Genomic DNA, 24967 nt, shown 5'->3' with positions numbered 1-24967 from the left:
TGGCCCCTGCACGGGTTTAAAACCGGGCATTATAACGATTTCAACGCAATTCGCAGCTAAATACTGGTCGTATCAGCGAAGATAATCCACCAAACGCCTAAGAAAGCATCCGGTTATGCGCGGCGGCGCACGTTTTATCGCAGCCACTGACGGAATTTCTTATAGCGCCACAGCAGCAGGATCAGCGCCAGAGACGCGTAGATCCAGGGCTGGGGCGAGAACGTTTTAACCGACCACAGATAGTGGACAGGTGCCAGGATCAGGACGAGATAAATGGCGTTGTGCAGCTTTTGCCAGTTTTTGCCCAATTTTCGCTGCGCCTTCTGAAAAGAGGTCAGCGACAGCAGCAGCAGGATAAACCAGCTGATAATCCCCAGCGTCAGGTAGGGACGCGAGATCAGCTCCGAACCCAGCAGGCTGAGGTTAGCGATACCCAGCTCCAGCAGCGAATAGCTGACCAGATGCAGCGTGGCCCAGGCAAAACACCACAGTCCCAGCAGGCGACGGACGCGGATAAGCAGCGGCTGCCTGCCGTAGCGCGCCAGCGGCGTGACCAGCAGCGTGCCGAGCAGGAATTTCAGGGCCATCCGGCCGGTAAAATGCTGGATATCCTTTGCCGGATCGGCGCTCAGCCAGCCCTGGTTAATAGACAGGATCAGCCAGAGAAAAGGTAAAAAACCGGCCAGATGCAGCAGTACTTTCAGGCCGGTGATCTGCTTGCCCGTCAGACGCACTAGAAGTTCTCCCGCAGATCTAATCCCTTATAGAGGGAAGCCACCTGGTCGGCATAGCCGTTAAACAGCAGCGTGGGCTGACGCTTGACGTCCAGAATGCCGCCGGAGCCGATAAAACGCTCCGTAGCCTGCGACCAGCGCGGATGATCAACATGCGGATTCACATTGCCGTAGAAGCCATACTCGTTCGAGGCCAGCAAGTTCCAGGTAGTCGGCGGCTGCGCCTTGACCAGGGTAATTTTCACGATGGACTTGATGCCCTTAAACCCGTATTTCCACGGCACGGTCAGGCGGATCGGCGCGCCGTTTTGCGGCGGCAGCGCTTTGCCGTAAACGCCGGTGGTTAACATGGTCAGCGGATGCATCGCTTCATCCAGCCGCAGCCCTTCCACATAGGGATAATCGATGCCGCCGCCGACAAAGCGATCGCGCTGGCCCGGCATCTCTTCCGGCGCGTAAATCGTTTGAAAGGCGACATAGCGCGCATTGCTGGTCGGCTCTGCGGCTTTTAACAGCTTGCCCAGCTCGAACCCAATCCAGGGCACCACCATCGACCAGGCCTCCACGCAGCGCATCCGATAAATACGCTGCTCTAACGGAAACCGCTTAAAGATATCGTCCATATCCAGCGTCATCGGCTTCATTACTTCGCCGCCGATCTCGATTTTCCAGTCGGCGGTTTTCAACGAGCCGGCGTTGGCCGCCGGATCCGCTTTATCCAGGCCGAATTCATAAAAGTTGTTGTAGCCCGTTACCTTATCTTCCGGCGTCAACGCTAAGTCGGCCTGATACTGTGCGGGCTTGCTGAAGTCGAGCGGTTTACCGGCCAGCGCTTTCTGGCTCTCTTTGCCTTTTCCCTGTAGCCAGGAAAGCACGTCGGCGCGGGCCGTCGGCACCGACAGCGCGGCGGCGCTAATCCCCAGCGCTTTCATTACCTGGCGACGCCGGGCGTTGAAAATGCTTTCCGGGGTAACATCGTTTTCAGTGAGTTTATCAACGGGCTTCATGGCTGTGTCTCCAGAGACGGTCACTTTTTAGCATGACCAAAAAAAGCGAATTCAGCGAATAAAAAAGCGGCTGGCGCGCAGAATATCAGCTCCGTAAAACCGTTAAGAGAGCAGGAAGTGTAATCAGTTATGTGAATGTTGAAGAAAGGTAAATATAAGGCGGGTTCGCTACGCCGGGCGGCAAGCGGCGCGCGATAAAAACCACCTGGCGGGATCGGCACGCCAGGTGATATAACGCGCTAGCGAATTTTTACCAGCGTCCGGCCCGTAATCTCGTTATTAAGCAGTTTGGCCGCGCTGGCAGCGGCATCGACCAGCGCAATTTCCGTTGTCGCCTGCTGATAAAACGCGTCTGGCAGCGTTTTAACCAGCCTTTTCCAGGCCGCAAGGCGACGCTCTGCGGGTGCCGTAACGGAATCAACGCCCTGAAGGCGCACGTTGCGCAGAATAAAAGGCATTACGGTGGTTGGCAATGCAAATCCGGCCGCCAGGCCGCAGGCCGCCACCACGCCGCCGTAGTTCATCTGCGCCAGCACGCTCGCCAGTACCTTATCACCAGCGGTATCCACCGCGCCGGCCCAGCGCTGTTTTTCCAGCGGTCGGCTGTCGGCGCTGAAAGCCTCACGCGGCAGGATCTCGCTGGCGCCCAGCTGGTGAAGATAGTCATGGGTGGAGGATCTGCCGCTTACCGCTGTCACCCGATAGCCGAGCGAGCTGAGCAGGGAAACCGCCGTGCTGCCCACGCCGCCGCTGGCGCCGGTCACTATTACCTCGCCGCTGTCAGGCCGCACGCCGCCTTCCTCCAGCGCCATGACGCACAGCATAGCGGTCAGGCCGGCCGTGCCGATAATCATCGCCCGACGGCCATCAAGCCCTTCCGGCATCGGCGTCAGCCAGTCGCCTTTTACCCTGGCCTGTTCCGCCAGGCCGCCCCAGTGATTTTCCCCTACGCCCCAGCCGGTCAGCAGCACCTGTTGTCCGGTATGAAAGCGCGGATCTTCGCTATGGCGCACCTGGCCTGCAAAATCGATGCCGGGCACCATCGGAAACTGCCGGACAATTTTCCCTTTGCCGGTAATCGCCAGCGCATCTTTGTAGTTCAGGCCTGACCAGCTGACATCTACCGTCACCTCGCCCGGTGGCAGGGCGTCCGGGCTGAGCTGTTTTACCGTGGCCAGGGTTTTGCCTTCGGACTGTTCGAGAACCAGTGCGTGCATGAGAATCTCCTGAAAATGGAACGGAAAGGTATAATAAAAGTCTGACCTCACTATACTCCCGGCAATCAGTAAAATTTTGTTTAAGATGCATAAAAGCATGAGGAAGGTCTCTGCAAAGCCATTCGCCGTTACTGCTTTTTGCTACGGCGTCTCTTTCACGGTAGCCAAAGAGCACAAGGATGCGATTAACCACCAAACTCTCCGCAATGATTACCTTTGTCAGCGCACTGGTCATGCTTGTCATGCTGGTGGGCGGCGTAATGAGCTTTTATTACCTTAGCGATTTGCGCGCTGAGCATCGTCTGCAGACGATGGCGGACGACATCGACAGGGCACTCGACCATCAATCTCCTGACCAGATAGCCCCGGGGCTGTCGCAGGTGATGGGGCCTTTACAGGTTGTTCGCATCACTTTCATGGTAAATAATCAGCCCGTTAAAACCCTTTCCCGCCATCAGGATGCGCTGATGGAAGATGAGCCTAACCGCTATCGCGACAGCGTTATCCCTCTGAGCAAACATGCCCGGTACGTGCTGCATATCGTCTGGATAGACAGCGCGAAAACCTGGCTGATGTCCTTTATTGGCGCGTCCATCTTAAGCCTGCTGGTGCTGGCGCTCGGCATCCTGCTGCTGATCCTGTTTTTCTCGCATCGCTGGCTGTACCGGCAGCTTGAAGGCATGGAGCGGCTGGAAAATCGCGCGGCAAAAGTGCTGAGGGGCGAAAGAGAAACCGTGCGCCCGGGTTCCGTACTGGAGTGGCCGCCCAAGGCCAGCAGCGCGCTGGATCTGCTGCTCGGCGATTTGCAGGAAGCCTCCGAGCGCCGCAATCGCGTTGATACGCTGATCCGGGCTTTCGCCGCGCAGGATCCCATGACCGGCCTGCATAACCGCCTTTTCTTCGACAACCAGCTGGCCACGCTGCTGGAAGATAGCGAAACCGCCGGCGCGCACGGCATGGTAATGATGATCCGCCTGCCGGATCTCGACACGCTGCGTGACAACTGGGGCCATGCGCCCGTGCAGGATTACCTTTTCGGCCTGGTGAACCTGCTGTCTACCTTCGTGATGCGCTATCCGGGTGCGCTGCTGGCACGCTATTTCCGCAGTGATTTCGCCGTTCTGCTGCCGCATCGCAGCCTGAAGGATGCCGACAGCATCGCCTCCCAGCTGATCAAAGCCGTGGACGCGCTGCCGCCCACGCGCATGCTGGATCGGGAAGATATGATCCATATCGGCATCAGCGCCTGGCAAAGCGGGCAAACCACGCAGCAGGTCATGGAAAACGTCGAGCTGGCCACGCGGCACGCGGCGCTGCTGGGCGGCAATAACTGGTCGGTCAGCGAAAAACCGGCGCCGGAGCTGAGCCGCGGCAGCGTCAAGTGGCGCACGCTGCTGGAAAATACCCTCAGTCGCGGCGGGCCGCGTTTGTATCAGAAACCGGCGGTAACGCGGGAAGGGCGGCTGCACCATCGCGAAATCATGCCGAGGATCTTTGACGGCAAAACCGAGCTGGCGGCGGCTGAATATCTGCCGCTGGTGCAGCAGCTGGGCATGGCCGAAGGTTATGACCGAATTTTGGTAAGCCGCATCCTGAGCTTTATCCAGGCCTGGCCGGAGGAAACGCTGGCGATACCGCTGACGATCGATGCGCTCCTGCAGCGTCCTTTCCAGATTTGGCTGCGCGATATGCTGCTGCAATACACTAAATCACAAAGAAACCGTATTTTATTTGAACTTGCGGAAGCGGATGTAGGTCAACATCTCTGCCGCTTGCACGGCGCCTTTCATTTACTGAAAGGTTTTGGCTGCCGTATTGCCATTATCCAGGCAGGGTTAACGCTGGTCAGTACGGTCTACATCAAGGTGGTGTCGCCGGAACTGATCAAGCTGCATCCCGGTCTGGTGCGCAATATTGACCGTCGCAAGGAGAATCAGCTGTTTGTGCAGAGTTTGCTCGAAAGCTGCAAGGGTACGTCAACGCAGGTTTTCGCCGCAGGCGTAAAAACCCGAAGTGAATGGCAAACCTTAACGGAGTCAGGGATAAACGGCGGCCAGGGCGATTTTTTTGCTCCTTCGCAGCTGCTGACAGGCGATATGAAAAAATATTCGCAAAGATATCGAGTTTAGTCTGCCGTTAAGCCGGATTTCACGTAGAATAGCCGCGCAGCTGTGGTGCCGGCTACGTTTGACGGGCGGTAAAGCAGTGCCTAAATATGTAAAAATTCATGTACGTTATGTCCGTAAAACGGCCTTAAAACAGGGGCGATGCGCCTGAACTCAGGCATTCTGCTCGCGTAGTTTTTTGGGTTGTGACTCAGGCGAGAGATAGCGTGATTTTTCACCGAAGTAGAGCGTTTTTGCGCCTTGTCGCTGCTTCGTGTGGTTGGTAAAGTAAGCGGATTTTATTATCCGCCCCCAGCTAGCAGGATTATCCTTCAGTATGTTTAAAAAATTCCGTGGCATGTTTTCCAACGACTTGTCCATCGACCTGGGTACCGCCAATACCCTGATTTATGTGAAAGGACAGGGCATCGTTCTGAATGAGCCTTCCGTCGTTGCTATTCGTCAGGATCGTGCCGGTTCCCCAAAGAGCGTCGCGGCAGTAGGTCATGACGCCAAGCAGATGCTGGGTCGTACCCCCGGCAATATCGCTGCTATCCGTCCAATGAAAGACGGCGTGATCGCCGACTTCTTTGTGACCGAAAAGATGCTGCAACACTTTATCAAACAGGTTCACAGCAACAGCTTTATGCGCCCAAGCCCGCGCGTGCTGGTGTGTGTGCCTGTCGGCGCGACCCAGGTTGAACGCCGTGCGATCCGTGAATCCGCACAGGGCGCAGGCGCGCGTGAAGTTTTCCTGATTGAAGAGCCGATGGCAGCCGCTATCGGTGCTGGCCTGCCGGTTTCGGAAGCGACCGGTTCAATGGTGGTCGATATCGGCGGCGGCACCACGGAAGTTGCGGTGATCTCTCTGAACGGCGTGGTTTACTCCTCTTCCGTGCGCATTGGCGGCGATCGCTTTGACGAAGCCATTATTAATTACGTGCGCCGTAACTACGGCTCGCTGATCGGCGAAGCCACCGCTGAACGAATCAAACATGAGATCGGCTCCGCTTATCCGGGCGACGAAGTGCGTGAGATCGAAGTGCGCGGTCGTAACCTGGCGGAAGGCGTGCCTCGCGGCTTTACGCTGAACTCCAACGAAATTCTGGAGGCGCTCCAGGAGCCGCTGACCGGCATCGTTAGCGCGGTGATGGTTGCGCTGGAACAGTGTCCGCCAGAGCTGGCCTCTGACATCTCCGAGCGCGGCATGGTGCTGACCGGCGGCGGTGCGCTGCTGCGCAACCTTGACCGTCTGCTGATGGAAGAAACCGGTATTCCGGTGGTAGTGGCTGAAGATCCGCTGACCTGCGTCGCACGCGGCGGCGGTAAGGCGTTGGAAATGATCGACATGCACGGCGGCGATTTGTTCAGCGAAGAATAATTTGCCATGAAGGCGCGCGGGTCCCGCGCGTCTTGTTAATGATGTCGAGGAATACGCCGAGTTTATGAAGCCGATCTTCAGCAGGGGCCCATCCCTGCAGTTACGCTTGTTTCTGGCAGTTGTGGTAGCGATAGGCGTGATTATCGCCGACAGCCGTATGGGCGCTTTCAGCCAGATACGCACCTACATGGATACGGCGGTCAGCCCATTCTATTTTCTGGCCAACGGGCCACGTCAGATTCTGGACAGCGTTTCCGACACGCTGGCCTCTCGCCAGCAGCTTGAGCTGGAAAACAAAGCCCTGCATCGCGAGCTGATGCTGAAAAACAGCGAGCTGCTGATGCTGGGGCAATTTAAGCAGGAAAACGCGCGTCTGCGCGAGCTGCTTGGTTCGCCGCTGCGTCAGGACGAGCACAAGATGGTCACCCAGGTCATCTCTACCGGCACGGATCCCTATACCGATCAGGTGGTAATCGACAAAGGCAGCGTAAACGGCGTTTACGAAGGCCAGCCGGTTATCAGCGATAAAGGCGTGGTCGGCCAGGTCGTCGCCGTCGGTAAAATCACCAGCCGCGTCATGCTGATTTGCGACTCCTCTCACGCGCTGCCGATTCAGGTATTGCGCAACGATATCCGCGTGATTGCGGCGGGCAACGGCTGTACGGAAGATCTTCAGCTTGAGCACCTGCCGGGCAACACCGATATCCGCGTGGGCGACGTGCTGGTCACTTCCGGCCTCGGCGGTCGCTTCCCGGAAGGCTACCCGGTCGGCGTGGTGTCCTCCGTGAAGCTCGATACGCAGCGCGCCTATACCGTGATCCAGGCGCGTCCGACGGCGGGCCTGCAACGCTTGCGCTATCTGCTGCTGCTGTGGGGCGCGGATCGCAACGGCACCATGCCGATGGCGCCGGATGAAGTGCACCGCGTCGCCAACGAGCGCCTGATGCAGATGATGCCGCAGGTGCTGCCGGCCGCCAGCGAAATGATGGGGCCGCCTGCGCCGGATAACGCATCGACAACCGGCCAGACAACGCCTGCGGCTCAGGCCGCGCCTGCCGCTGCCGCGCCCGCCTCGCGCAGAGGCCAGCCTTGAGCAGCTATCGCAGCCATGGTCGCTGGGTTATCTGGTGCTCGTTTCTGGTGGCGCTGGTGCTGCAAATCATGCCGTGGCCCGATCAGCTCTATATGTTCCGGCCTTCCTGGCTGCTGTTGATCCTGATTTACTGGGTGCTGGCGCTGCCGCATCGCGTGAATGTCGGCACGGGTTTTGTGATGGGATCTATAATGGATCTGATTTCAGGCTCGACGCTGGGCGTGCGTGCGCTGGCTTTCAGCATCCTTGCTTACCTGGTGGCGTTTAAATTCCAGCTATTCCGCAATCTGGCGCTCTGGCAGCAGGCGCTGATGGTGATGGTGCTGTCGCTGGCGATGGATGTCATTGTCTTCTGGGCGGAATTTTTAGTTATTAACGTCTCGTTTCGTCCGGAAATCTTCTGGAGCAGCGTAATAGACGGTATTCTGTGGCCCTGGCTGTTCTTGCTGATGAGAAAAATACGTCGCCAGTTTGCCGTACAATAAGGAAGAGTATGATATCCCTTTACCTGGCCTCCGGTTCTCCCCGTCGTCGTGAATTACTTACGCAGCTTGGTCTGCGTTTTGCGCGTTTAAGCACGCAGGTTGAAGAGCGGCAGCAGCCCGGCGAAATGGCGGAAGCCTACGTCCGGCGTCTGGCGCTGGAAAAAGCGCAGGCCGGCGTGGCGGTGGCGGAGCAGGATCTGCCGGTGCTGGGCGCCGATACCATCGTGGTGCTGAACAACGAAGTGCTGGAGAAACCGGCAGACGAGGCCGCCGCCGCCGCGATGCTGGCTAAACTTTCCGGCCAGACGCATCAGGTGATGACGGCCGTCGCGCTGGCCGATCGGCAACGGCAGCTGGCGTGCATGGTGGTAACGGAAGTCACTTTTCGCCTGCTGAGCGAGGAGGACATTGCGGCCTATATCGCCAGCGGCGAGCCGATGGATAAAGCGGGCGCCTATGGCATTCAGGGATTGGGCGGGAATTTCGTCAGAAAAATCAATGGAAGCTATCACGCGGTGGTGGGGCTGCCCCTGGTGGAAACGGCTGAGCTGCTGAGCCAGTTTCACGCGCTGCGTGAGGTAAGGGAACAAGATGACGGCTGAACTTCTGGTAAATATTACCCCTTCGGAAACGCGCGTCGCCTATATTGACGGCGGCATTCTGCAGGAAATTCATATTGAACGCGAAGCGCGCCGGGGCATTGTCGGCAATATCTATAAAGGGCGCGTCAGCCGGGTTCTGCCGGGCATGCAGGCTGCCTTTGTCGATATCGGGCTGGAAAAAGCCGCCTTTCTGCACGCTTCCGACATCATGCCGCATACCGAATGCGTAGCGGGCGACGAGCGTAAAAACTTTTCCGTACGCGATATTTCCGAACTGGTTCGCCAGGGACAGGATCTGATGGTGCAGGTGGTGAAAGATCCGCTGGGCACTAAAGGCGCGCGTCTCACCACCGATATCACGCTGCCTTCGCGCTATCTGGTCTTTATGCCGGGCGCGTCGCACGTTGGCGTTTCGCAACGTATAGAAAGCGAAGCGGAGCGGGAGCGTCTTAAGTCCGTGGTGGCCGCCTACTGCGACGAGCTGGGCGGCTATATTATCCGCACCGCCGCCGAAGGCGTGGGCGAACAGGAGCTGGCTTCCGACGCCGCGTTTCTAAAACGCCTGTGGACTAAGGTCATCGAGCGCAAAAAGCGCAATAAAACCCGCTGCCGCCTCTATGGTGAAGTCGCGCTGTCGCAGCGTATCCTGCGCGATTTCGCCGGGGCTGCCCTGGATCGTATCCGTATCGATTCGCGTCAGACGTGGGAACATCTGGTGGAGTTCACCAGCGAATACATTCCTGAAATGACGGCAAAGCTGGAGCTGTACACCGGCAAGCAGCCGATTTTCGATTTGTTCGATGTGGAAAACGAAATCCAGCGCTCGCTGGATCGCAAGGTGGAGCTGAAATCCGGCGGCTATCTGATCATCGATCAAACCGAGGCGATGACCACCATCGATATCAATACCGGCGCCTTTGTCGGCCATCGCAATCTGGATGAAACCATCTTTAACACCAACGTCGAGGCGACGCAGGCGATCGCCCGCCAGCTGCGTCTGCGCAACCTCGGCGGCATTATCATTATCGACTTTATCGATATGAATAACGAAGATCATCGCCGTCGCGTGCTGCACTCGCTGGAGCAGGCGCTGAGTAAGGATCGGGTTAAAACCGGCATCAATGGTTTCTCGCAGCTTGGGCTGGTAGAGATGACCCGTAAACGCACGCGGGAAAGCATTGAGCATGTGCTGTGTCAGGACTGCCCGGTCTGCAAAGGACGCGGCACGCTGAAAACCGTGGAAACCGTCTGCTATGAGATCATGCGCGAAATAGTCCGCGTTCATCACGCCTACGATTCGGACCGTTTTTTGGTTTACGTTTCGCCTGCGGTTGGCGAGGCGCTGAAAACCGACGAATCCCATGCGCTGGCGGAAGTAGAGATATTCGTCGGCAAGCAGGTGAAAGTACAGATTGAACCGCTCTATACTCAGGAGCAGTTTGACGTGGTGATGATGTAAGCCATCGGCTATCCCGCTCAGAACAAAGCCAGCGCGCCCCACCGGGGATAAATACAGTTATTGCCCGCAGTGGGGCATCAAGGAGAGGTGTGTGAGGCAATTGCCGAGGATCTTGCTACTGACCGGCGCAATAATCGTCGTTATTATTGCGCTGATAGTCAGCGGCCTGCGTCTGGCGATGCCGCATATCAACAGCTGGCGCACGCCTCTGCTGCAGCGCCTTTCCAGCGCTATCGACATGCCGGTAGAAGCCGCTTCCCTTAACGGGCGTTGGGAGAATTTCGGCCCGGTGCTGGAAATCAAAGCCCTTAATATCGGCCTGAAGGACGGCGGCTCGCTGAAGGTCGATCGCGTTTCGCTGGCCTTTGACGTCTGGCAATCGCTGCTGCATCTGCGCCCGCAGTTTCGCAATCTCGTCTTCTGGCGACTGGATCTCGTCACCAATACGCCGCTCACCGCCGGCGACAGCGGCAAAGTAGAGCTCAAGCCGGGCCAGTTCAGCGATCTCTTTCTGCGTCAGTTTGACCACTTCGATTTGCAACAAAGCCAGATCAGTTTTCTGACGCTTTCCGGGCAGCGCGCCAGGCTGGATATGCCGCAGCTTACCTGGCTGAACGAAAAAAACCGTCACCGTGCGGAAGGGCTGGTCAGTTTGTCCAGCTTTACCGGCCAGCACGGCGTGGTACAGGTGCGTCTCGATCTCAGCGACACCAATGGCTATCTCGATACCGGGCGCGCCTGGATGCAGGCGGACGATGTGGATGTCAAACCCTGGCTGGGCCAGTGGATGCAGGACAACACCACGCTGAAAAGCGCCCGCTTCTCGCTGGCTGCCTGGATGAGCCTTGAAAACGGCGAAATCCACAGCGGCGATATCTTATTAAAGAAAGGCGGCGCGGAATGGCAGGGCGAAAACGAGGCACACCACTTCACCGTGGATAACCTCGCCGCCCATATCAGCCGCGTTGAGCAGGGCTGGCGTGCCGAAATGCCGCGAACCAGCCTGCATACCGACGGCATAGCCTGGCCAAAAGGGCGGGTATCGCTGCTCTGGCTGCCGCAACGTTCGTCCAGCCCGGAAGAGCTACGCATACGCGCCACCCATCTGGCGCTTGAGCGTATCGATGCGCTGCTGCCGCTGTTTTCCAAAGTGACGCCGACGCTGCTGACTAACTGGCGCACGCTGCAGCCGCACGGCGAAGTTCAGGCGCTGGCCGCCGATATTCCTTTACAGCAGCCGGAGAAAACCCGCTTTCAGGCCCGCTGGCAAAATCTGAGCTGGCAGCACTGGGAGCTGCTGCCGGGAATGCAGCATTTTAGCGGCTCGCTTACCGGCAGCGTCACGGACGGCAAGCTGAATTTCAGGCTGAAAGATGCCTCGCTGCCCGATGGCACCATGTTCCGCGCGCCGCTGCAAATCGCGCAGGCCAGCGGCGCCTTCAGCTGGCGGAGCGACGAGCAGGGCGTCACGCTGGCCGGACGGGATCTGGATGTGCAGGCGCGCTCGCTGTGGGCGAAGGGCGACTTCACCTGGGCGCAGGTCAAAGAGCAGGCGCCGCGGCTGGATATTCTGGCCGGCATTAACCTGACCGATGCGGCAGACGCCTGGCGCTACTTCCCGGAACCGCTGATGGGCACCAAACTGGTCGACTATCTCAGCGGCGCCATCAAAGGCGGGCAGGCGCAAAACGCCACGCTGCTGTTTGCGGGCAATCCCCAGCTTTTCCCTTTCAAACATAACGACGGTATGTTCCAGGTTTGGGTGCCGCTGCGTCAGGCGACCTATCGCTTCCAGCCCGGCTGGCCGGATCTGGAAAAGCTGGATATCAACCTGAACTTTATCAACGACGGCCTGTTTATGAAGGCGGATCGGGCAATGCTGGGCAACGTGCAGGGCAAAAACGTTGCCGCCGTTATTCCTGACTATATGAAAGAAAAGCTGATTATCGACAGCGATATCAGCGGGGCGGGCACGGAAATCGGCCGCTACTTTAACCAGACGCCGCTGAAGCCAACGCTGGGCGCGGCGCTGGACGAGCTACAGATCGGCGGCGATGTAAGCGGTCGCTTACATTTGAATATCCCGCTGGATGGGCAGGAAGTTAAAGCCAGCGGCGATGTGGCTCTGCATAATAATTCGCTGTTTATTAAACCGCTTAACAGCACCATCAAACAGCTGAGCGGCCGCTTCACTTACGACAACGGCAATCTGCAAAGCGAGCCGCTGACCGCCAGCTGGTTCGGGCAGCCGATGGGCGTCACGTTTACTACCCAGGAAGGCGAAAAGCATTACGCTATCGGCGTCGATCTTAAAGGCGACTGGCAGCCGGGCAAAATCGACGCGGTGCCGAAGGCGCTGCGCGAAAAACTGAACGGCAGCGCCAGCTGGCAAAGCGCGGTCGCCATTACGCTGCCGCACGGCGGAGGCGCGAACTACAAGGTCTCGCTGACCGGCGATCTGAAAAATGTAAGCAGTAACTTACCTTCGCCGCTGGATAAAGAGCGGGCTGCGCCGATGCCGATCCGCGTTCAGGCGCAGGGCGATCTGTCGGCCTTTACGCTGCATGGCGCGGTAGGTGAAAAGCACCGTTTCAACAGCCGCTGGCTATTGGGTAAGCCACGCGTCGATCGCGGCATCTGGGAAAATGACGCCACGCAAACGCCGCCGCTGCCGGCAACGTCAGGCATGACGCTTAATCTGCCGCCGCTGGATGGTGAAGCCTGGCTGGGGCTGCTGGCGGGCGGCACAGGCGCAGGCGGCGGACAGGCTTATCTGCCGGGCGATATCACGCTGCGCACGCCGGCGCTGACGCTGGGCGGGCAGCGCTGGCACGATCTGGAGGCAACGCTGAGCCAGACGGTAGCGGGCGAAAACGTGGTGCAGGCCAAAGGACGCGAGATCGACGGCAAGTTGGTAATGAGACAGCACGCGCCGTGGCTGGGCCAGCTCAGCTACCTCTATTACAACCCGCAGTGGCCAGCGGCCAGCGGCTCCACGCCGTTTTCCGGCGAGCAGGCCAGCGGAGTTGATTTCAGCAGCTGGCCCGCCGTTAATCTGAGCTGCAACGAATGCTGGCTGCGCGGCCAGCGCTTCGGCCGGATGGCGGCGGATCTGAGCCACACCCGCGATACCTTAAAGCTGCAAAACGGCCTGATCGATATCGGCAGCGCAAAACTGAAGGTGGCAGGCGAATGGGTCAACCAGCCGGGCGCGCAGCGCACGGCGCTGAAAGGCTCGCTCAGCGGCAAAAAAGTTGACGATGCCACCAACTGGTTCGGCATGAATTCGCCGCTGCGGGATGCGCCGTTTAACATCGATTACGATCTTCACTGGCAGGCCGCGCCGTGGCAGCCGTCGGTGGCGACGCTGAGCGGTGTGCTGAAATCGCACATGGGCGCCGGACAAATTGCCGATGTGAATACCGGCCGCGCCGGCCAGCTGCTGCGGCTGGTCAGTTTCGATGCGCTGCTGCGCAAGCTGCGCCTTGATTTCACCGACACTTTCAGTCAGGGCTTCTATTTTGATTCCATTAACGGCACTGCCTGGATTGAAAAGGGCGTGCTGCGTACCGATAACCTGCTGGTGGATGGCCTGGAAGCCGACATCGCCATGCAGGGCAAAATCGACCTGGTGAAACGGCAAATCGATATGGAAGCGGTAGTCGCGCCGGAAATTTCCGCGACCGTCGGCGTCGCCGCCGCGTTCGCCGTTAATCCGGTGGTCGGCGCAGCGGTCTTTGCCGCCAGCAAGGCGCTGGCGCCGCTGTGGAATAAGATCTCGGTGCTGCGCTACCATCTTTCCGGGCCGCTCGATAAGCCGCAAATTGACGAAGTGCTGCGCAAGCCGCGAGAAAAGAGCGCGAAGTGAATTTGACGTGACCGGGGAATTGCCTCAGGCTATAGAGATTACGACGCCAGCGGCGACTGGCTCCCAAACAGAGCGAGAATACATGAGTCTGAATCTGGTAAGTGAACAGTTACTAACTGCTAATAATATTAACCAACAGGATCTCTTTTCCCTTCTCGGTCAGCTCTCGGAACGCAAGCTGGACTACGCCGACCTCTATTTTCAGTCCGGCTACCACGAATCCTGGGTGCTGGAAGACAGGATTATCAAAGACGGCTCCTGGAACATCGATCAGGGCGTCGGCGTGCGCGCCATCAGCGGCGAAAAAACGGGCTTCGCCTACGCCGATCAGATCACGCTGAACGCTTTGACGCAAAGCGCCACGGCGGCGCGCAGTATTGTGCGCGAGCAGGGCAACGGCAAATCGCACACGCTGGGCGCGGTAATGAACCGCCCGCTTTACCCAACGGCCGATCCGCTGCAAAGCCTGACCCGTGAAGAGAAAATCGCGCTGCTGCATCGCGTGGATTCTGCGGCGCGTGCGGCGGACAAGCGTGTACAGGAAGTCAGCGCCAGCCTGAGCGGCGTTTACGAGATGGTGCTGGTGGCGGCCACCGACGGCACGCTGGCGGCCGACGTGCGTCCGCTGGTTCGCCTGTCGATAAGCGTGCAGGTTGAGGACAACGGCAAGCGCGAGCGCGGCTCCAGCGGCGGCGGCGGCCGTTTCGGCTACGAATTTTTCCTGGCCGACGAGTCTGGCGAAACCCGCGCGGAAGCCTGGGCGCGTGAAGCGGTGCGGATGGCGCTGGTCAACCTGAGCGCCGTCGCGGCGCCGGCGGGCAGCATTCCGGTGGTGCTGGGCGCGGGCTGGCCTGGCGTGCTGCTGCACGAAGCGGTTGGTCACGGTCTGGAAGGCGACTTCAACCGTCGCGGCACCTCGGTGTTCAGCGGCCAGATTGGCCAGAAAGTGGCGTCCGATCTCTGCACCGTGGTCGATGACGGCACCATCGAAGGCCTGCGCGGGTCGCTGGCGGTGGATGACGAAGGCGTGCCGGGCCAGTACAACGTGCTGATCGAAAACGGCGTGCTGAAAGGCTATATGCAGGACAAGCTGAACGCCCGCCTGATGGGCGTTAAGCCTACCGGCAACGGCCGCCGCGAATCCTATGCGCATCTGCCGATGCCGCGCATGACCAACACCTATATGCTGGCAGGCAAGTCGACGCCGGAAGATATCATCGCCAGCGTCGAGTATGGCCTCTATGCGCCAAACTTCGGCGGCGGTCAGGTGGATATCACCTCCGGGAAATTTGTTTTCTCGACCTCGGAAGCCTATCTGATTGAGAACGGCAAAGTGACCAAACCGGTGAAAGGCGCCACGCTGATCGGTTCCGGTATTGAGGCGATGCAGCAAATCTCGATGGTAGGCAACGACCTCGCGCTGGATAAAGGCGTGGGCGTTTGCGGCAAAGAAGGGCAAAGCCTGCCGGTCGGCGTTGGCCAGCCGACCCTGAAGCTGGATAAGCTGACCGTGGGCGGCACCGCCTGACGGATAGCGACCACGAAAAGGCGAGCCATAGCGGCTCGCCTTTTTTATTTCTGCCGATACTCCTGGTACACGTCCGCCACCTTATGGAAGTAATCCGTCAGATAATTGATACACACCTGTACCTTCAGCGGCAGCTTGTCCTTCTGCGTATAAACCGCATAAACCGGCCGGGGATCGGACTGATAGTGCGCAAACAGGATCTCGATTTTACCGGCGTTGATCTCGTCAATGATCCACATCAGCGGCACGTAGGCGATGCCCGTTCCGGCCACCAGCCAGCGGATAAGCGTTTGCGAATCGTTGGTGGCGAAGCGTCCCTGCGGCGAAAGGCGAATGGCGAGGCCTTCCGGCGACGTCAGCTCAAAATCGTTGTCGGGCCGCACGCTGTACTCCAGCCAGGAAAAGTTGCCGATATCCGAAGGCTTTTCCGGCGTACCGTGCTGCGCCAGATAGCTTTTGGCGGCGCAGACCACCATCGGCATTGAGCCAAGGCGGCGAGAGAACAGGCTGGAATCGCGCAGCGCGCCAACGCGGATCACCAGATCCAGCCCGTCGGCGATCAGGTCGGGCGCAGGGATGCCGGTAACCAGGTTCACCGTCAGGCCAGGATATTCTTTCAGCATCTCGGCGGTCATATTCGCCAGCACGTTCTGCGCCATGGTCGAAGAGCTGCCGATGCGCAGCGTGCCGATCGGCGTATTGTTGAAGGCGTACAGCTGCTCGTGCACCTGCTGCGCTTCCGACATCATCCTGCGGCAGCCCTGGAAATAGATTTTTCCGGCTTCGGTCAGGCCCAGGCTGCGCGTGCTGCGGTTCAGCAGCTTGACCTGTAGCTCATCCTCCAGCTTCGCCACGATCTGGCTGACGGCGGAAACGCTCATTTGCAGATGGTTGGCGGCAGCGGTAAAAGAGCCCAGCTCCACCACACGCGCAAACACGGACATGCCCTTCATTCTTTCCATTATTAACTCTGGCTTAAAAGTGATTTAGATCACATTTGGTAGAAAACAGATAGTCAGCCGCGTTACTATAGCATCGCCGGGTTACCATTCCGTAACTCAACTCGCCGAAATGCTGACGCCTGAATACGCTATTATTCATACAGCGCCGGTTTTTGATAAGACCGTCTGCGGTTAATCTGACATCATCATCCGTAGAGCAGCAGCCACCCTGTCCGGGGCGGCCGTTTTTTTGTGGCGGAGCGCCCGGTAAACCCGACAAGGATAAGAGATGAGCGTGCTTCCGGTTATTGTGATATTTGGGCTCTCCTTCCCGCCCATATTTTTTGAGATTATCGTGTCATTGATGCTGTTCTGGCTGGTGCGTCGTTTGCTTACGCCCACCGGGATCTATGACCTGGTCTGGCATCCTGCGTTATTTAATACAGCACTCTACTGCTGCCTGTTCTACCTGGTTTCCCGATTGTTTGTCTGAGGTCACAGTGAAAGCGTTAACAAGAAAAATTTCCCGGTTTGCCATCACCCTTATCCTGGTGGTCATTGCCGTTGTTGGTATTTTCCACGTCTGGGTTTACTACACAGAATCGCCGTGGACGCGCGACGCAAAATTCACGGCGGACGTGGTCGCTATCGCGCCAGACGTCAGCGGCCTGATCACCGACGTGCGCGTGCGGGATAACCAGCTGGTGAAAAAGGACCAGGTGCTGTTCGTGGTCGATCAGCCGCGCTATCAGCAGGCGCTGAACCAGGCGGAAGCGGACGTGGCCTATTACCAGGCATTGGTCAGTGAAAAACGCCGTGAGGCAGGCCGCCGCAATCAGCTCGGCGTCTCTGCTATGTCGCGTGAGGCTATCGAGCAGGCCAACAGCGATTACCAGACTACGGAACACCAGCTGGCGAAAGCCGTCGCCACGCGCGATACCGCGAAGCTGGATCTGGAGCGTACCGTGGTCAAAGCCCCGGCGGACGGCTGGATCACTAACCTGAACGTCTATCGCGGCGAATTTATCACGCGCGGCTCTACCGCCGTGGCGCTGGTGCAGCAGCACACCTTCTACGTGCTGGCCTATATGGAAGAAACCAAGCTGGAAGGCGTGCGTCCCGGCTATCGCGTGGAGATCACGCCGCTGGGCAGCAACCGCGTGCTGCAGGGCACCGTTGACAGCGTGGCCGCTGGCGTGACCAACAGCAGCAGCACCGTCGACAGCAAAGGCATGGCGACCATCGATTCCAACCTGGAGTGGGTGCGTCTGGCGCAGCGCGTGCCGGTACGTATTCATCTCGACCAGCAGCAGGGCAATCTTTATCCTGCCGGCACGACGGCAACCGTGATTGTGACGGGCGCTCAGGATCGTCAGCCGCAGGAGATGTCGCCAGCGATGAAGCTGATGCACCGCCTGCGTGAGTTCGGCTAAGCGCCATGTGGTATCAACTGCGGTTTCCGATCAAGCTGACCTTCGCCATTCTGCTGGCGTTGCTGATCGGCTTTCACTTTAATCTGGAAACGCCGCGCTGGGCGGTAATGACCGCCTGTATCGTCGCAGGCGGCACGGCCTTTGCCGCGGGCGGCGATCCTTTCTCCGGCGCGCTGCGCCATCGCGGGATGCTGCGTATTATCGGCACCTTTATCGGCTGCCTGGCCGCGCTGACGATTATGATCGCCACCATCCGCGCGCCGGTGGTGATGCTGCTGCTGTGCTGTCTGTGGGCCGGTTTCTGCGTCTGGCTTTCCTCCTTAATCAAAGTTGAAAACTCCTATGCGCTGGGCCTGGCGGGCTATACGGCGCTGATTATCGTGGTCAGCCTGGACGCTAACGGCTCGGTGCTGCTGGCGCCGCAGTTTGCCGTCGAGCGCTGTAGCGAAATCATTATCGGCATCGTCTGCGCCATTCTGGCCGACATGCTGTTTTCGCCGCGCTCCATCAAACAGGATATCGATCGCGCTATCGACGGGCTGCTGGTGGATCAGTACAAGCTGATGCAGCTTTGCGTGGCGCACGGCGACAAAGAAGAGGTCGACAAAGCCTGGACCGATCTGGTGCGTCGCACCACCGCGCTGAACGGAATGCGTACCCATCTGATGATGGAGTCAGGCCACTGGCAGCGAGCGGACAGGCGACTGCGCGCGTTAAATACGCTGTCGCTGACCTTGATTACCCAGGCCTGCGAAACTTTTCTGATCCAGAATACTCGTCAGGAATATGTGCCGCCTCAGTTTCACCTTTTCTTTGAAAAGCCGGTTGAGAACGTCGCCGATATCCATAAGCGCATGAAAATTATGCGCCGCGTGATCACCGCCAGCGGCAGCAAAAATACGCCGGTCACCGTCAGCAACTGGGTCGGCGCGGCTTCACGCTATTTGCTGCTGCTGAAAGGCATAAAAACCAACAGCAGCATCAGCGGCATGGAAGAAGAAGTGCTGGATGGCGAGCCGGTGGTAAAAATGCGCTCGGCGGAAACGCGCCACGCGCTGATCAACGGCGTGCGCACTTTTGTCGCCACGGCGGTCGGTTCGCTGTTCTGGCTGTGGAGCGGCTGGACATCGGGCAGCGGCGCAATGGTGATGCTCGCGGTGATCACCGCGCTGGCGATGAGGATGCCGAACCCGCTGATGATGGCGAAGGATTTTCTGTACGGCATGATGGTGGCGATCCCCTTAGGGGCGCTCTATTACATGGTGCTGATGCCCGCCACGCAGCAAAGTATGCTGCTGCTCTGCCTCTGCCTGGGCGTGATGGCCTTTATCGGCGGCATCCTTATTCAGCGCCGTCAGATCGGCACGCTGGGCGCGCTGGTCGGCACCATCAATATCCTGACGCTGGACAATCCCATGACCTTTAACGTCAGCGCCTTCCTGGATAACGCACTCGGTCAGGCGATCGGCTGTTTCCTGGCGCTGCTGGTCATTTTGCTTATTCGCGACACCTCAAAAGCGCGGACCGGACGCACGCTGCTGAACCGCTTTATGTATTCCGCCGTGGCGGCCATGACCACCAATCAGGCCCGCCGTCGCGAGAACCATCTGCCGGCGCTGTACCAGCAGCTGTTTATGTTGCTGAATCTTTTTCCAGGCGATATCAACAAGTTTCGTATCGCGCTGACGTTGATTATCGGACACCAGCGCCTGCGCGATGCCGATATCCCGGTTAACAGCGATCTTTCTGCTTTCCACAAGCAGCTGCGGCATACGGCGGATCGGGTTATTTCGGCAGGCAGCGACGCCAAACGACGCCACTACTTCGAGCGGCTGCTGGCGGAACTGGCTATCTATCAGGAAAAGCTGGTGCATTACGAGGCGCCGCTAAGCGTCACCGAGCCCGTGCAGCGCCTGGCGAGCATGTTGAAAAAATATCAGACCACGCTGCTGCAAATCTGATTAAGAGATCTCCGCTTCTTGCCCTTCTTGCGGCCTGTCATGCAGGCCGCCATCTATACTTATCCCAACGGTAATCCAATGGGAGAACAGTATGAGCAACTCGCTTCAGGACAACGACTTATTTCAGACCGGCTTTTTTATCGACGGTCAATGGCAGCAGGGCGGCGCAACCTTTGACGTACTGAACCCGGCCACCGGTGAAGTCATTACTCAGGTCGCGCGCGCCGGAAAAGACGAAACCGAACGGGCGATTGCCGCCGCCGCCAAAGCCTTTCCCGCCTGGCGGGCGAAAACCGCTAAAGAGCGTAGCGAAATCCTTTACCGCTGGTATCAGCTGATTATCGACAACAAAGCCTGGCTGGGCAAACTGATGACGGCGGAGCAGGGCAAGCCCGTGAAAGAAGCCGAGGGTGAAGTCGAGTACGCCGCCAGCTTTATTCAGTGGTTTGCCGAGCAGGCAAAGCGCGCTAACGGTGAAATCATTCCGCCGGCCAAAGCGGGATCGCGCATTCTGGCGACGCGCGAACCCATCGGCGTGGTCGCTGCTATTACGCCCTGGAATTTCCCGATGGCAATGCTGACGCGCAAGCTTGGCCCCGCGCTGGCCGCAGGCTGCACCGGCATTATCAAACCCGCTAATAACACGCCGCTGTCGGCTTTTGCTCTGGTGGCGCTGGCGAAAAAAGCGGGCGTGCCGGACGGCGTGCTGAACGCGGTGGCGGGCGATACCAAAGCCATCAGCGAAGCCATTATGGCCAGTTCGACGGTCAGGAAAATCTCTTTCACCGGTTCAACGGAAGTCGGCAAGCTGCTGATGCGTAACGCCGCTGAGACGATGAAAAAAGTGTCGATGGAGCTGGGCGGCAACGCGCCCTATATCGTCTTTGAGGATGCGGATATCGACGCCGCCGTTAAAGGTGCCATCGCCAACAAGTTCCGCAACGCGGGCCAGGTTTGCGTCAGCGTTAACCGCTTCTTTATTCACAACAGCGTTTACGACCGCTTTGTCAGCCAGCTGGCGGAAGAGGTAGGCAAGCTGAAGGTGGGTAACGGCATGGAAGAAGGGGTGATTGTCGGGCCGCTGATTGAGGCTTCTGCCGTAGATAAGGTGGAAGAGCATGTTAAAGACGCCAAAGCGAAAGGCGGCAAGATTGTCGTCGGCGGCGACCGGCACGCGCTCGGCGGCAATTTCTGGCAGCCGACGGTGATTGCCGAAGCCAATGAAAACATGAAGCTGGCCAAAGAGGAAACGTTCGGCCCGGTCGCCGCCTGTTTCCGCTTTGACAGCGAAGAAGAGGTAATCCGCCGCGCCAACGATACCGAATTTGGTCTGGCAGCCTATTTCTATACCCGTGATGTCCAGCGCATCTTCCGCGTAGCGGCGGCGCTGGAAAGCGGCATGATCGGCATCAATGAGTGCGCGGTATCCACCGAGCTGGCGCCTTTTGGCGGCGTGAAAGAGTCCGGGCTGGGACGGGAAGGATCGGTGCTGGGACTGGAAGAGTTTTTAGAGGTCAAAGCCCTGCATATCGGGGGACTGTAACTCACCGGGCGGCCACGCGTCGCCCGACCGTTTTCCTGTGGAGCGGCAGTATGAGAACAGAAATTTTTGATTTTAATGAAATCGTGGATCAGGCGCACTTCTTCCGACAGTTCAGCGATCGTTTTTCACTGGGCGATCGGCTTATTACCGATTTGGACAGCCTGTGGGAAGTGGTGAGCGACAGATCGCTGCCGTTGCCGCTGGAGATCGAATTTGTGCATCTTGGCACAGGCCAGAGACGGCGCTACGGCGCGTTGATCCTGCTGTTTGACGAAGCGGAGGAAGAGCTGGAAGGGCAGCTACGATTTAACGTGCGCTGAAACGAAAAAAGGCCCCGGCGAACGGGGCCAAAAGGTTCGTCATATAACCGTCAGGGTAACGGTGACGAGGAATTACTTATACAGCTCGGCGGTGACGTGCCAGGTGTTGTCGTTGCGCGCTTCGATAACGCGATAGGCGCTGGCGCCTTGTTCATCCGCTTTCTGCGACAGCTGCTGACGAATATCCATCGGTGCGCCCGCCACGCCGCCTAATGAAATGGTGCCGGCGGATTGTAGATGCTGCGATTGCTCTGCGTTAACCAGCTGTGCAGCTGAAGCGCCGAAGGAAAGTACGGAGAGCAGGCTTAATACGGCTAAAGTTGTTTTCATGATTTTCTTCCTCATTGTCCTCAACAACCCGCGTCTGAAACCTGTCAGGTCGTCGATATAGCGGCAGGCTTTACGCCTGCCCGTCGCCCATCTTATTTATAAAGTTCTGCGGTCGCGTGATAGTTGCCGTTGTTGTAGGCCTCAATCACCCGATACGATTTCGCGCCCTGTTCGTCGGCTTTCTGTGAAAGCTGCTGACGGATGGTGGTTGGCGCGCCGTCGATGCCGCTAACGCTGATGGTACCCATAGACTGCAGATTTTCGTTGGCAACCTGCTGATCGGTTACCAGGTTGGCAGCGCTGGCGCCGAAAGAGAGAACGGAAGCCAGGCTTAGTGCGGCGATAGTAAATTTCGTGTTCATAACAGATGCTCCAGAAGTAGGGCGATAACCGAAAGGGCTAAAAAACTTTTATTATTCTTGGGGTTATCGTCAGAGTTAGGTTGATTATTTGTACAGCTCAGCCGTAGCGTGATAGTTGCCGTTTAAATAGGCCTCGACCACACGGTAGGCTTTAGCGCCCTGAGCGTCGGCTTTCTGGCTCAGCTGGGCATTGATATCCATAGGGGATGCGCTGACGCCGCTCACGCTAACGGTGCCGATCGATTGCATGTTTTGCGCCTGATCCGCGTTAACAGATTCAGCTGCAAAAGCACCAAAAGAGAGCAGAGAGAGCAGGCTGGCGGCAGCCACGGTAGTTTTTACGTTCATGAAAATTTTCCTCGTCATTATTTTTATCGTGTTGTTAGTGTGATTCACATCACGAAAAGGATTATAGATCTGATAACGTAAAATATTAATAGCAGGCTAATAATGTTTTGTTGCGATATTTAAGCCGTTAACCACTTTTTAATAACGTTCAGTTATAAAAAACGCTTATAAGTTGCTCTGGCTGCGTTAAATATGCGTAAAAACATTGAGATAGATCAATTTAACTATTTGTGCGCTTCTTTGTGGCAGATCACACTGCGAGACGGGAGTCCATAAAGTTTAACGGCGATGTCAGCGCAATAAGCCAGTGGATTATGCTGTTTTTAACGGAGTGGAGAGAGAAAAGACAACGCGCCAACGGTCGCCGGCGCGCGGGGAAAACGATAAAGAACTGCATAAAAACCGGCGGCTTATAGTTCCTGATCGAATAATTTCAGGACGGAATCACGCAGGTGTCTGATGGTAACGTGGCGGGCTGGGGTAATGAAAATCGTGTCGTCACCGGCGATGGTGCCGAGGATGCCTTCGGGCTTGCCCAGCGAGTCCAGCATGCGGGCAATCAGCTGCGCCGCGCCAGGGCTGGTATGGATCACAATCAGCGCGTCATTATAATCGATATCAAGCACCAGATTCTTGAGCGGGCTGCTGGTGGTCGGCACGCCCAGCTCGGCAGGCAGACAGTAAACCATTTCCATTTTGGCGTTGCGCGTGCGCACGGCGCCAAAGCGGGTCAGCATCCGCGAAACCTTGGACTGGTTGATATTATCAAAGCCCTGTTCCTGGAGCGCAGTGACGATCTCGCCCTGCGAGCTAAATTTTTCTTCTTTTAATAAGGCTTTAAACGCCTTAATCAGATCTTCTTGTTTTGCTGGATTACGCATAGTTTTTCGCTAAAGGTCGCAAGAGAATTCCCGGCTGGGATAACTTCTTATTATGCATTTTTTTGCATTTTTATGCAAATTAAGCCTCTTTTTTACACCCTGTTAACGTTCGTTGCCAGATCGCGGCCGTGAAAAATTCGCCTTATTCCGCGACGTCGCGCACAATAAGTGAACAGATTGTTATAAAATTGATGTTGTTTGGCTAAGTATTAACGGTGTAGTGTAACGTTGACCGCGTTGCCTGCAGCCTCGAATGGCCTTACCGGGCATATTGCGGTCAGTCTCTGTCGCTTTATCCTGTATGATGCGCCGTCGTGCATGAGGGTAAATGCTGTCGCTCAGGCCTCGCAGGTCAGATATGCTCATAAGCAAATGATTCCACGGCACTTCCCCCTCAAAATAATAAGGAGTTTAGGATGAAAGTTGCAGTTCTCGGCGCGGCTGGCGGCATTGGCCAGGCCCTTGCTCTTCTGCTTAAAACCCAGCTTCCGGCAGGTTCAGATCTCTCACTGTACGATATCGCTCCCGTGACGCCCGGCGTGGCTGTCGATCTGAGCCACATCCCTACTGCGGTGAAAATCAAAGGCTTTAGCGGTGAAGACGCGACGCCAGCCTTGCAGGGCGCTGACGTAGTCCTGATCTCCGCAGGCGTAGCGCGTAAGCCTGGTATGGACCGCGCAGACCTGTTTAATGTTAACGCCGGTATCGTGCGCAATCTGATTGAGCAGGTCGCCGCTACCTGTCCAAAAGCGCTGATCGGCATCATTACTAACCCCGTTAACACCACCGTGGCTATCGCCGCCGAGGTGCTGAAAAAAGCGGGCGTCTATGACAAGAACAAACTGTTCGGCGTGACCACGCTGGATATTATCCGCTCCAATACCTTTGTCGCCGAGCTGAAGGGCAAAGATCCGGCGGCGCTGAACGTGCCGGTGATTGGCGGCCATTCCGGCGTCACTATCCTGCCGCTGCTGTCGCAGGTGCCGGGCGTAAGCTTTACGGATCAGGAAGTGGCCGATCTGACTAAACGTATCCAGAACGCGGGTACAGAAGTGGTTGAGGCAAAAGCCGGCGGCGGGTCTGCCACGCTGTCAATGGGCCAGGCCGCAGCGAAATTTGGTCTGTCGCTGGTGCGTGCCCTACAGGGTGAAAGCAACGTGGTGGAGTGCGCCTACGTTGAAGGCGACGGCGCGCATGCTCGCTTTTTCGCTCAGCCGCTGCTGCTGGGGAAAAACGGCGTTGCGGAGCGTAAGCCCATCGGCGCTTTAAGTACGTTTGAAGAGCAGGCGCTACAGAACATGCTGGAGACGCTGAAGAAAGATATCGCTCAGGGCGAAGAGTTCGTGAAGTAAGCCACTCAGGGCCAGCT

General features: G+C 57.7%; 22 protein-coding genes. 14 read left to right on the top strand and 8 right to left on the bottom strand.

The window, feature by feature from the left end; translation table 11 throughout:
* Positions 1 to 134: 134 nt before the first annotated feature.
* The 3 genes from msrQ to acuI form a co-directional block, all read right to left on the bottom strand.
* Positions 135 to 734 (bottom strand): protein-methionine-sulfoxide reductase heme-binding subunit MsrQ, encoded by a 600-nt coding sequence (gene msrQ / locus ACMGEE_RS10505; RefSeq protein WP_253457796.1) that lies wholly within the window; start codon positions 732 to 734, stop codon positions 135 to 137.
* On the bottom strand, positions 734 to 1741 hold the full coding sequence (gene msrP / locus ACMGEE_RS10500) for a protein-methionine-sulfoxide reductase catalytic subunit MsrP (protein ID WP_436830002.1): 1008 nt from the start codon (positions 1739 to 1741) through the stop codon (positions 734 to 736). Before msrP ends, msrQ begins: the two co-directional genes overlap by 1 nt.
* Positions 1742 to 1980: 239 nt before the next feature.
* The gene (gene acuI / locus ACMGEE_RS10495) at positions 1981 to 2958 is read right to left on the bottom strand and encodes an acrylyl-CoA reductase (NADPH) (protein ID WP_436830001.1); all 978 of its coding nucleotides are present in this window, start codon (positions 2956 to 2958) and stop codon (positions 1981 to 1983) included.
* Positions 2959 to 3137: 179 nt separating this feature from the next.
* Between acuI and csrD the strand changes: the two genes are divergently transcribed.
* From csrD to tldD, 8 genes are all read left to right on the top strand, one after another.
* On the top strand, positions 3138 to 5087 hold the full coding sequence (gene csrD, locus ACMGEE_RS10490; RefSeq protein ID WP_436830000.1) for an RNase E specificity factor CsrD: 1950 nt from the start codon (positions 3138 to 3140) through the stop codon (positions 5085 to 5087).
* A gap of 313 nt (positions 5088 to 5400) precedes the next feature.
* On the top strand, positions 5401 to 6444 hold the full coding sequence (gene mreB, locus ACMGEE_RS10485) for a rod shape-determining protein MreB (protein ID WP_003855260.1): 1044 nt from the start codon (positions 5401 to 5403) through the stop codon (positions 6442 to 6444).
* Positions 6445 to 6508: 64 nt separating this feature from the next.
* Positions 6509 to 7537 carry a rod shape-determining protein MreC gene (gene mreC, locus ACMGEE_RS10480; RefSeq protein ID WP_301250738.1) on the top strand — a complete coding sequence of 343 codons (1029 nt, stop codon included), beginning with the start codon at positions 6509 to 6511 and terminating at the stop codon, positions 7535 to 7537.
* The gene (mreD, locus tag ACMGEE_RS10475) at positions 7534 to 8022 is read left to right on the top strand and encodes a rod shape-determining protein MreD (protein ID WP_253457811.1); all 489 of its coding nucleotides are present in this window, start codon (positions 7534 to 7536) and stop codon (positions 8020 to 8022) included. Before mreC ends, mreD begins: the two co-directional genes overlap by 4 nt.
* Before the next feature lie 8 nt (positions 8023 to 8030).
* Positions 8031 to 8624 carry a Maf family protein gene (locus ACMGEE_RS10470; RefSeq protein ID WP_253457814.1) on the top strand — a complete coding sequence of 198 codons (594 nt, stop codon included), beginning with the start codon at positions 8031 to 8033 and terminating at the stop codon, positions 8622 to 8624.
* Positions 8614 to 10083, top strand: coding sequence for a ribonuclease G (rng, locus tag ACMGEE_RS10465; protein WP_253457817.1), 1470 nt, complete (start codon positions 8614 to 8616; stop codon positions 10081 to 10083). Before ACMGEE_RS10470 ends, rng begins: the two co-directional genes overlap by 11 nt.
* Before the next feature lie 91 nt (positions 10084 to 10174).
* Positions 10175 to 13951, top strand: coding sequence for an AsmA2 domain-containing protein YhdP (gene yhdP, locus ACMGEE_RS10460; RefSeq protein ID WP_436829999.1), 3777 nt, complete (start codon positions 10175 to 10177; stop codon positions 13949 to 13951).
* An 82-nt stretch (positions 13952 to 14033) separates the two neighbouring features.
* Positions 14034 to 15479 carry a metalloprotease TldD gene (tldD, locus tag ACMGEE_RS10455; RefSeq protein WP_125287058.1) on the top strand — a complete coding sequence of 482 codons (1446 nt, stop codon included), beginning with the start codon at positions 14034 to 14036 and terminating at the stop codon, positions 15477 to 15479.
* A gap of 44 nt (positions 15480 to 15523) precedes the next feature.
* Here the strand turns inward: tldD and aaeR are convergent, their stop codons facing one another.
* Positions 15524 to 16441 carry an HTH-type transcriptional activator AaeR gene (aaeR, locus tag ACMGEE_RS10450; protein WP_125287059.1) on the bottom strand — a complete coding sequence of 306 codons (918 nt, stop codon included), beginning with the start codon at positions 16439 to 16441 and terminating at the stop codon, positions 15524 to 15526.
* Positions 16442 to 16709: 268 nt separating this feature from the next.
* Between aaeR and aaeX the strand changes: the two genes are divergently transcribed.
* The 5 genes from aaeX to ACMGEE_RS10425 all read left to right on the top strand — a co-directional run bounded on the left by aaeX (position 16710) and on the right by ACMGEE_RS10425 (position 21677).
* Positions 16710 to 16913, top strand: coding sequence for a p-hydroxybenzoic acid efflux pump operon protein AaeX (gene aaeX, locus ACMGEE_RS10445; protein WP_034890367.1), 204 nt, complete (start codon positions 16710 to 16712; stop codon positions 16911 to 16913).
* Between the two features lie 7 nt (positions 16914 to 16920).
* Positions 16921 to 17853: a p-hydroxybenzoic acid efflux pump subunit AaeA gene (gene aaeA, locus ACMGEE_RS10440; protein WP_253457821.1), complete on the top strand. Its 933-nt coding sequence runs from the start codon at positions 16921 to 16923 to the stop codon at positions 17851 to 17853.
* A 5-nt stretch (positions 17854 to 17858) separates the two neighbouring features.
* A complete protein-coding gene (aaeB, locus tag ACMGEE_RS10435) occupies positions 17859 to 19814 on the top strand; it encodes a p-hydroxybenzoic acid efflux pump subunit AaeB (protein WP_253457823.1) in 1956 nt (651 codons plus the stop codon).
* Between the two features lie 91 nt (positions 19815 to 19905).
* The gene (locus ACMGEE_RS10430) at positions 19906 to 21357 is read left to right on the top strand and encodes an NAD-dependent succinate-semialdehyde dehydrogenase (protein ID WP_301250735.1); all 1452 of its coding nucleotides are present in this window, start codon (positions 19906 to 19908) and stop codon (positions 21355 to 21357) included.
* Between the two features lie 50 nt (positions 21358 to 21407).
* Positions 21408 to 21677 carry a barstar family protein gene (locus ACMGEE_RS10425; protein ID WP_253457826.1) on the top strand — a complete coding sequence of 90 codons (270 nt, stop codon included), beginning with the start codon at positions 21408 to 21410 and terminating at the stop codon, positions 21675 to 21677.
* Between the two features lie 72 nt (positions 21678 to 21749).
* Here the strand turns inward: ACMGEE_RS10425 and yhcN (ACMGEE_RS10420) are convergent, their stop codons facing one another.
* From yhcN (ACMGEE_RS10420) to argR, 4 genes are all read right to left on the bottom strand, one after another.
* Positions 21750 to 22007 carry a peroxide/acid stress response protein YhcN gene (yhcN, locus tag ACMGEE_RS10420; protein ID WP_253457828.1) on the bottom strand — a complete coding sequence of 86 codons (258 nt, stop codon included), beginning with the start codon at positions 22005 to 22007 and terminating at the stop codon, positions 21750 to 21752.
* A 92-nt stretch (positions 22008 to 22099) separates the two neighbouring features.
* The gene (yhcN, locus tag ACMGEE_RS10415) at positions 22100 to 22369 is read right to left on the bottom strand and encodes a peroxide/acid stress response protein YhcN (protein ID WP_253457830.1); all 270 of its coding nucleotides are present in this window, start codon (positions 22367 to 22369) and stop codon (positions 22100 to 22102) included.
* An 84-nt stretch (positions 22370 to 22453) separates the two neighbouring features.
* Positions 22454 to 22717 carry a peroxide/acid stress response protein YhcN gene (yhcN, locus tag ACMGEE_RS10410; RefSeq protein ID WP_253457832.1) on the bottom strand — a complete coding sequence of 88 codons (264 nt, stop codon included), beginning with the start codon at positions 22715 to 22717 and terminating at the stop codon, positions 22454 to 22456.
* A gap of 410 nt (positions 22718 to 23127) precedes the next feature.
* Positions 23128 to 23598 (bottom strand): transcriptional regulator ArgR, encoded by a 471-nt coding sequence (gene argR / locus ACMGEE_RS10405; RefSeq protein WP_125287067.1) that lies wholly within the window; start codon positions 23596 to 23598, stop codon positions 23128 to 23130.
* A gap of 416 nt (positions 23599 to 24014) precedes the next feature.
* Here argR and mdh point away from each other — a divergent pair, with 416 nt between their 5' ends.
* Entirely contained in the window at positions 24015 to 24950 is a 936-nt protein-coding gene (gene mdh / locus ACMGEE_RS10400) for a malate dehydrogenase (protein WP_253457834.1), read from the top strand.
* Positions 24951 to 24967 lie beyond the last annotated feature (17 nt).

Origin of the sequence: Erwinia artemisiae, from assembly GCF_051400835.1 — a bacterium.
GTDB classification, from domain to species: Bacteria; Pseudomonadota; Gammaproteobacteria; order Enterobacterales; family Enterobacteriaceae; genus Erwinia; species Erwinia aeris.
The sequence above is the reverse complement of the archived record's forward strand: the minus strand, read 5'-3'. Positions and strand labels throughout refer to the sequence as shown.

Bases quoted from the DNA above. Each gene is read 5' to 3' on its own strand.
- msrP (WP_436830002.1), bottom strand. From the start codon at position 1,741: ATGAAGCCCGTTGATAAACTCACTGAAAACGATGTTACCCCGGAAAGC.
- acuI (WP_436830001.1), bottom strand. From the start codon at position 2,958: ATGCACGCACTGGTTCTCGAACAGTCCGAAGGCAAAACCCTGGCCACG.
- csrD (WP_436830000.1), top strand. From the start codon at position 3,138: ATGCGATTAACCACCAAACTCTCCGCAATGATTACCTTTGTCAGCGCA.
- mreB (WP_003855260.1), top strand. From the start codon at position 5,401: ATGTTTAAAAAATTCCGTGGCATGTTTTCCAACGACTTGTCCATCGAC.
- mreC (WP_301250738.1), top strand. From the start codon at position 6,509: ATGAAGCCGATCTTCAGCAGGGGCCCATCCCTGCAGTTACGCTTGTTT.
- ACMGEE_RS10470 (WP_253457814.1), top strand. From the start codon at position 8,031: ATGATATCCCTTTACCTGGCCTCCGGTTCTCCCCGTCGTCGTGAATTA.
- rng (WP_253457817.1), top strand. From the start codon at position 8,614: ATGACGGCTGAACTTCTGGTAAATATTACCCCTTCGGAAACGCGCGTC.
- tldD (WP_125287058.1), top strand. From the start codon at position 14,034: ATGAGTCTGAATCTGGTAAGTGAACAGTTACTAACTGCTAATAATATT.
- aaeR (WP_125287059.1), bottom strand. From the start codon at position 16,441: ATGGAAAGAATGAAGGGCATGTCCGTGTTTGCGCGTGTGGTGGAGCTG.
- aaeX (WP_034890367.1), top strand. From the start codon at position 16,710: ATGAGCGTGCTTCCGGTTATTGTGATATTTGGGCTCTCCTTCCCGCCC.
- aaeB (WP_253457823.1), top strand. From the start codon at position 17,859: ATGTGGTATCAACTGCGGTTTCCGATCAAGCTGACCTTCGCCATTCTG.
- ACMGEE_RS10430 (WP_301250735.1), top strand. From the start codon at position 19,906: ATGAGCAACTCGCTTCAGGACAACGACTTATTTCAGACCGGCTTTTTT.
- ACMGEE_RS10425 (WP_253457826.1), top strand. From the start codon at position 21,408: ATGAGAACAGAAATTTTTGATTTTAATGAAATCGTGGATCAGGCGCAC.
- yhcN (WP_253457828.1), bottom strand. From the start codon at position 22,007: ATGAAAACAACTTTAGCCGTATTAAGCCTGCTCTCCGTACTTTCCTTC.
- yhcN (WP_253457830.1), bottom strand. From the start codon at position 22,369: ATGAACACGAAATTTACTATCGCCGCACTAAGCCTGGCTTCCGTTCTC.
- yhcN (WP_253457832.1), bottom strand. From the start codon at position 22,717: ATGAACGTAAAAACTACCGTGGCTGCCGCCAGCCTGCTCTCTCTGCTC.
- argR (WP_125287067.1), bottom strand. From the start codon at position 23,598: ATGCGTAATCCAGCAAAACAAGAAGATCTGATTAAGGCGTTTAAAGCC.
- mdh (WP_253457834.1), top strand. From the start codon at position 24,015: ATGAAAGTTGCAGTTCTCGGCGCGGCTGGCGGCATTGGCCAGGCCCTT.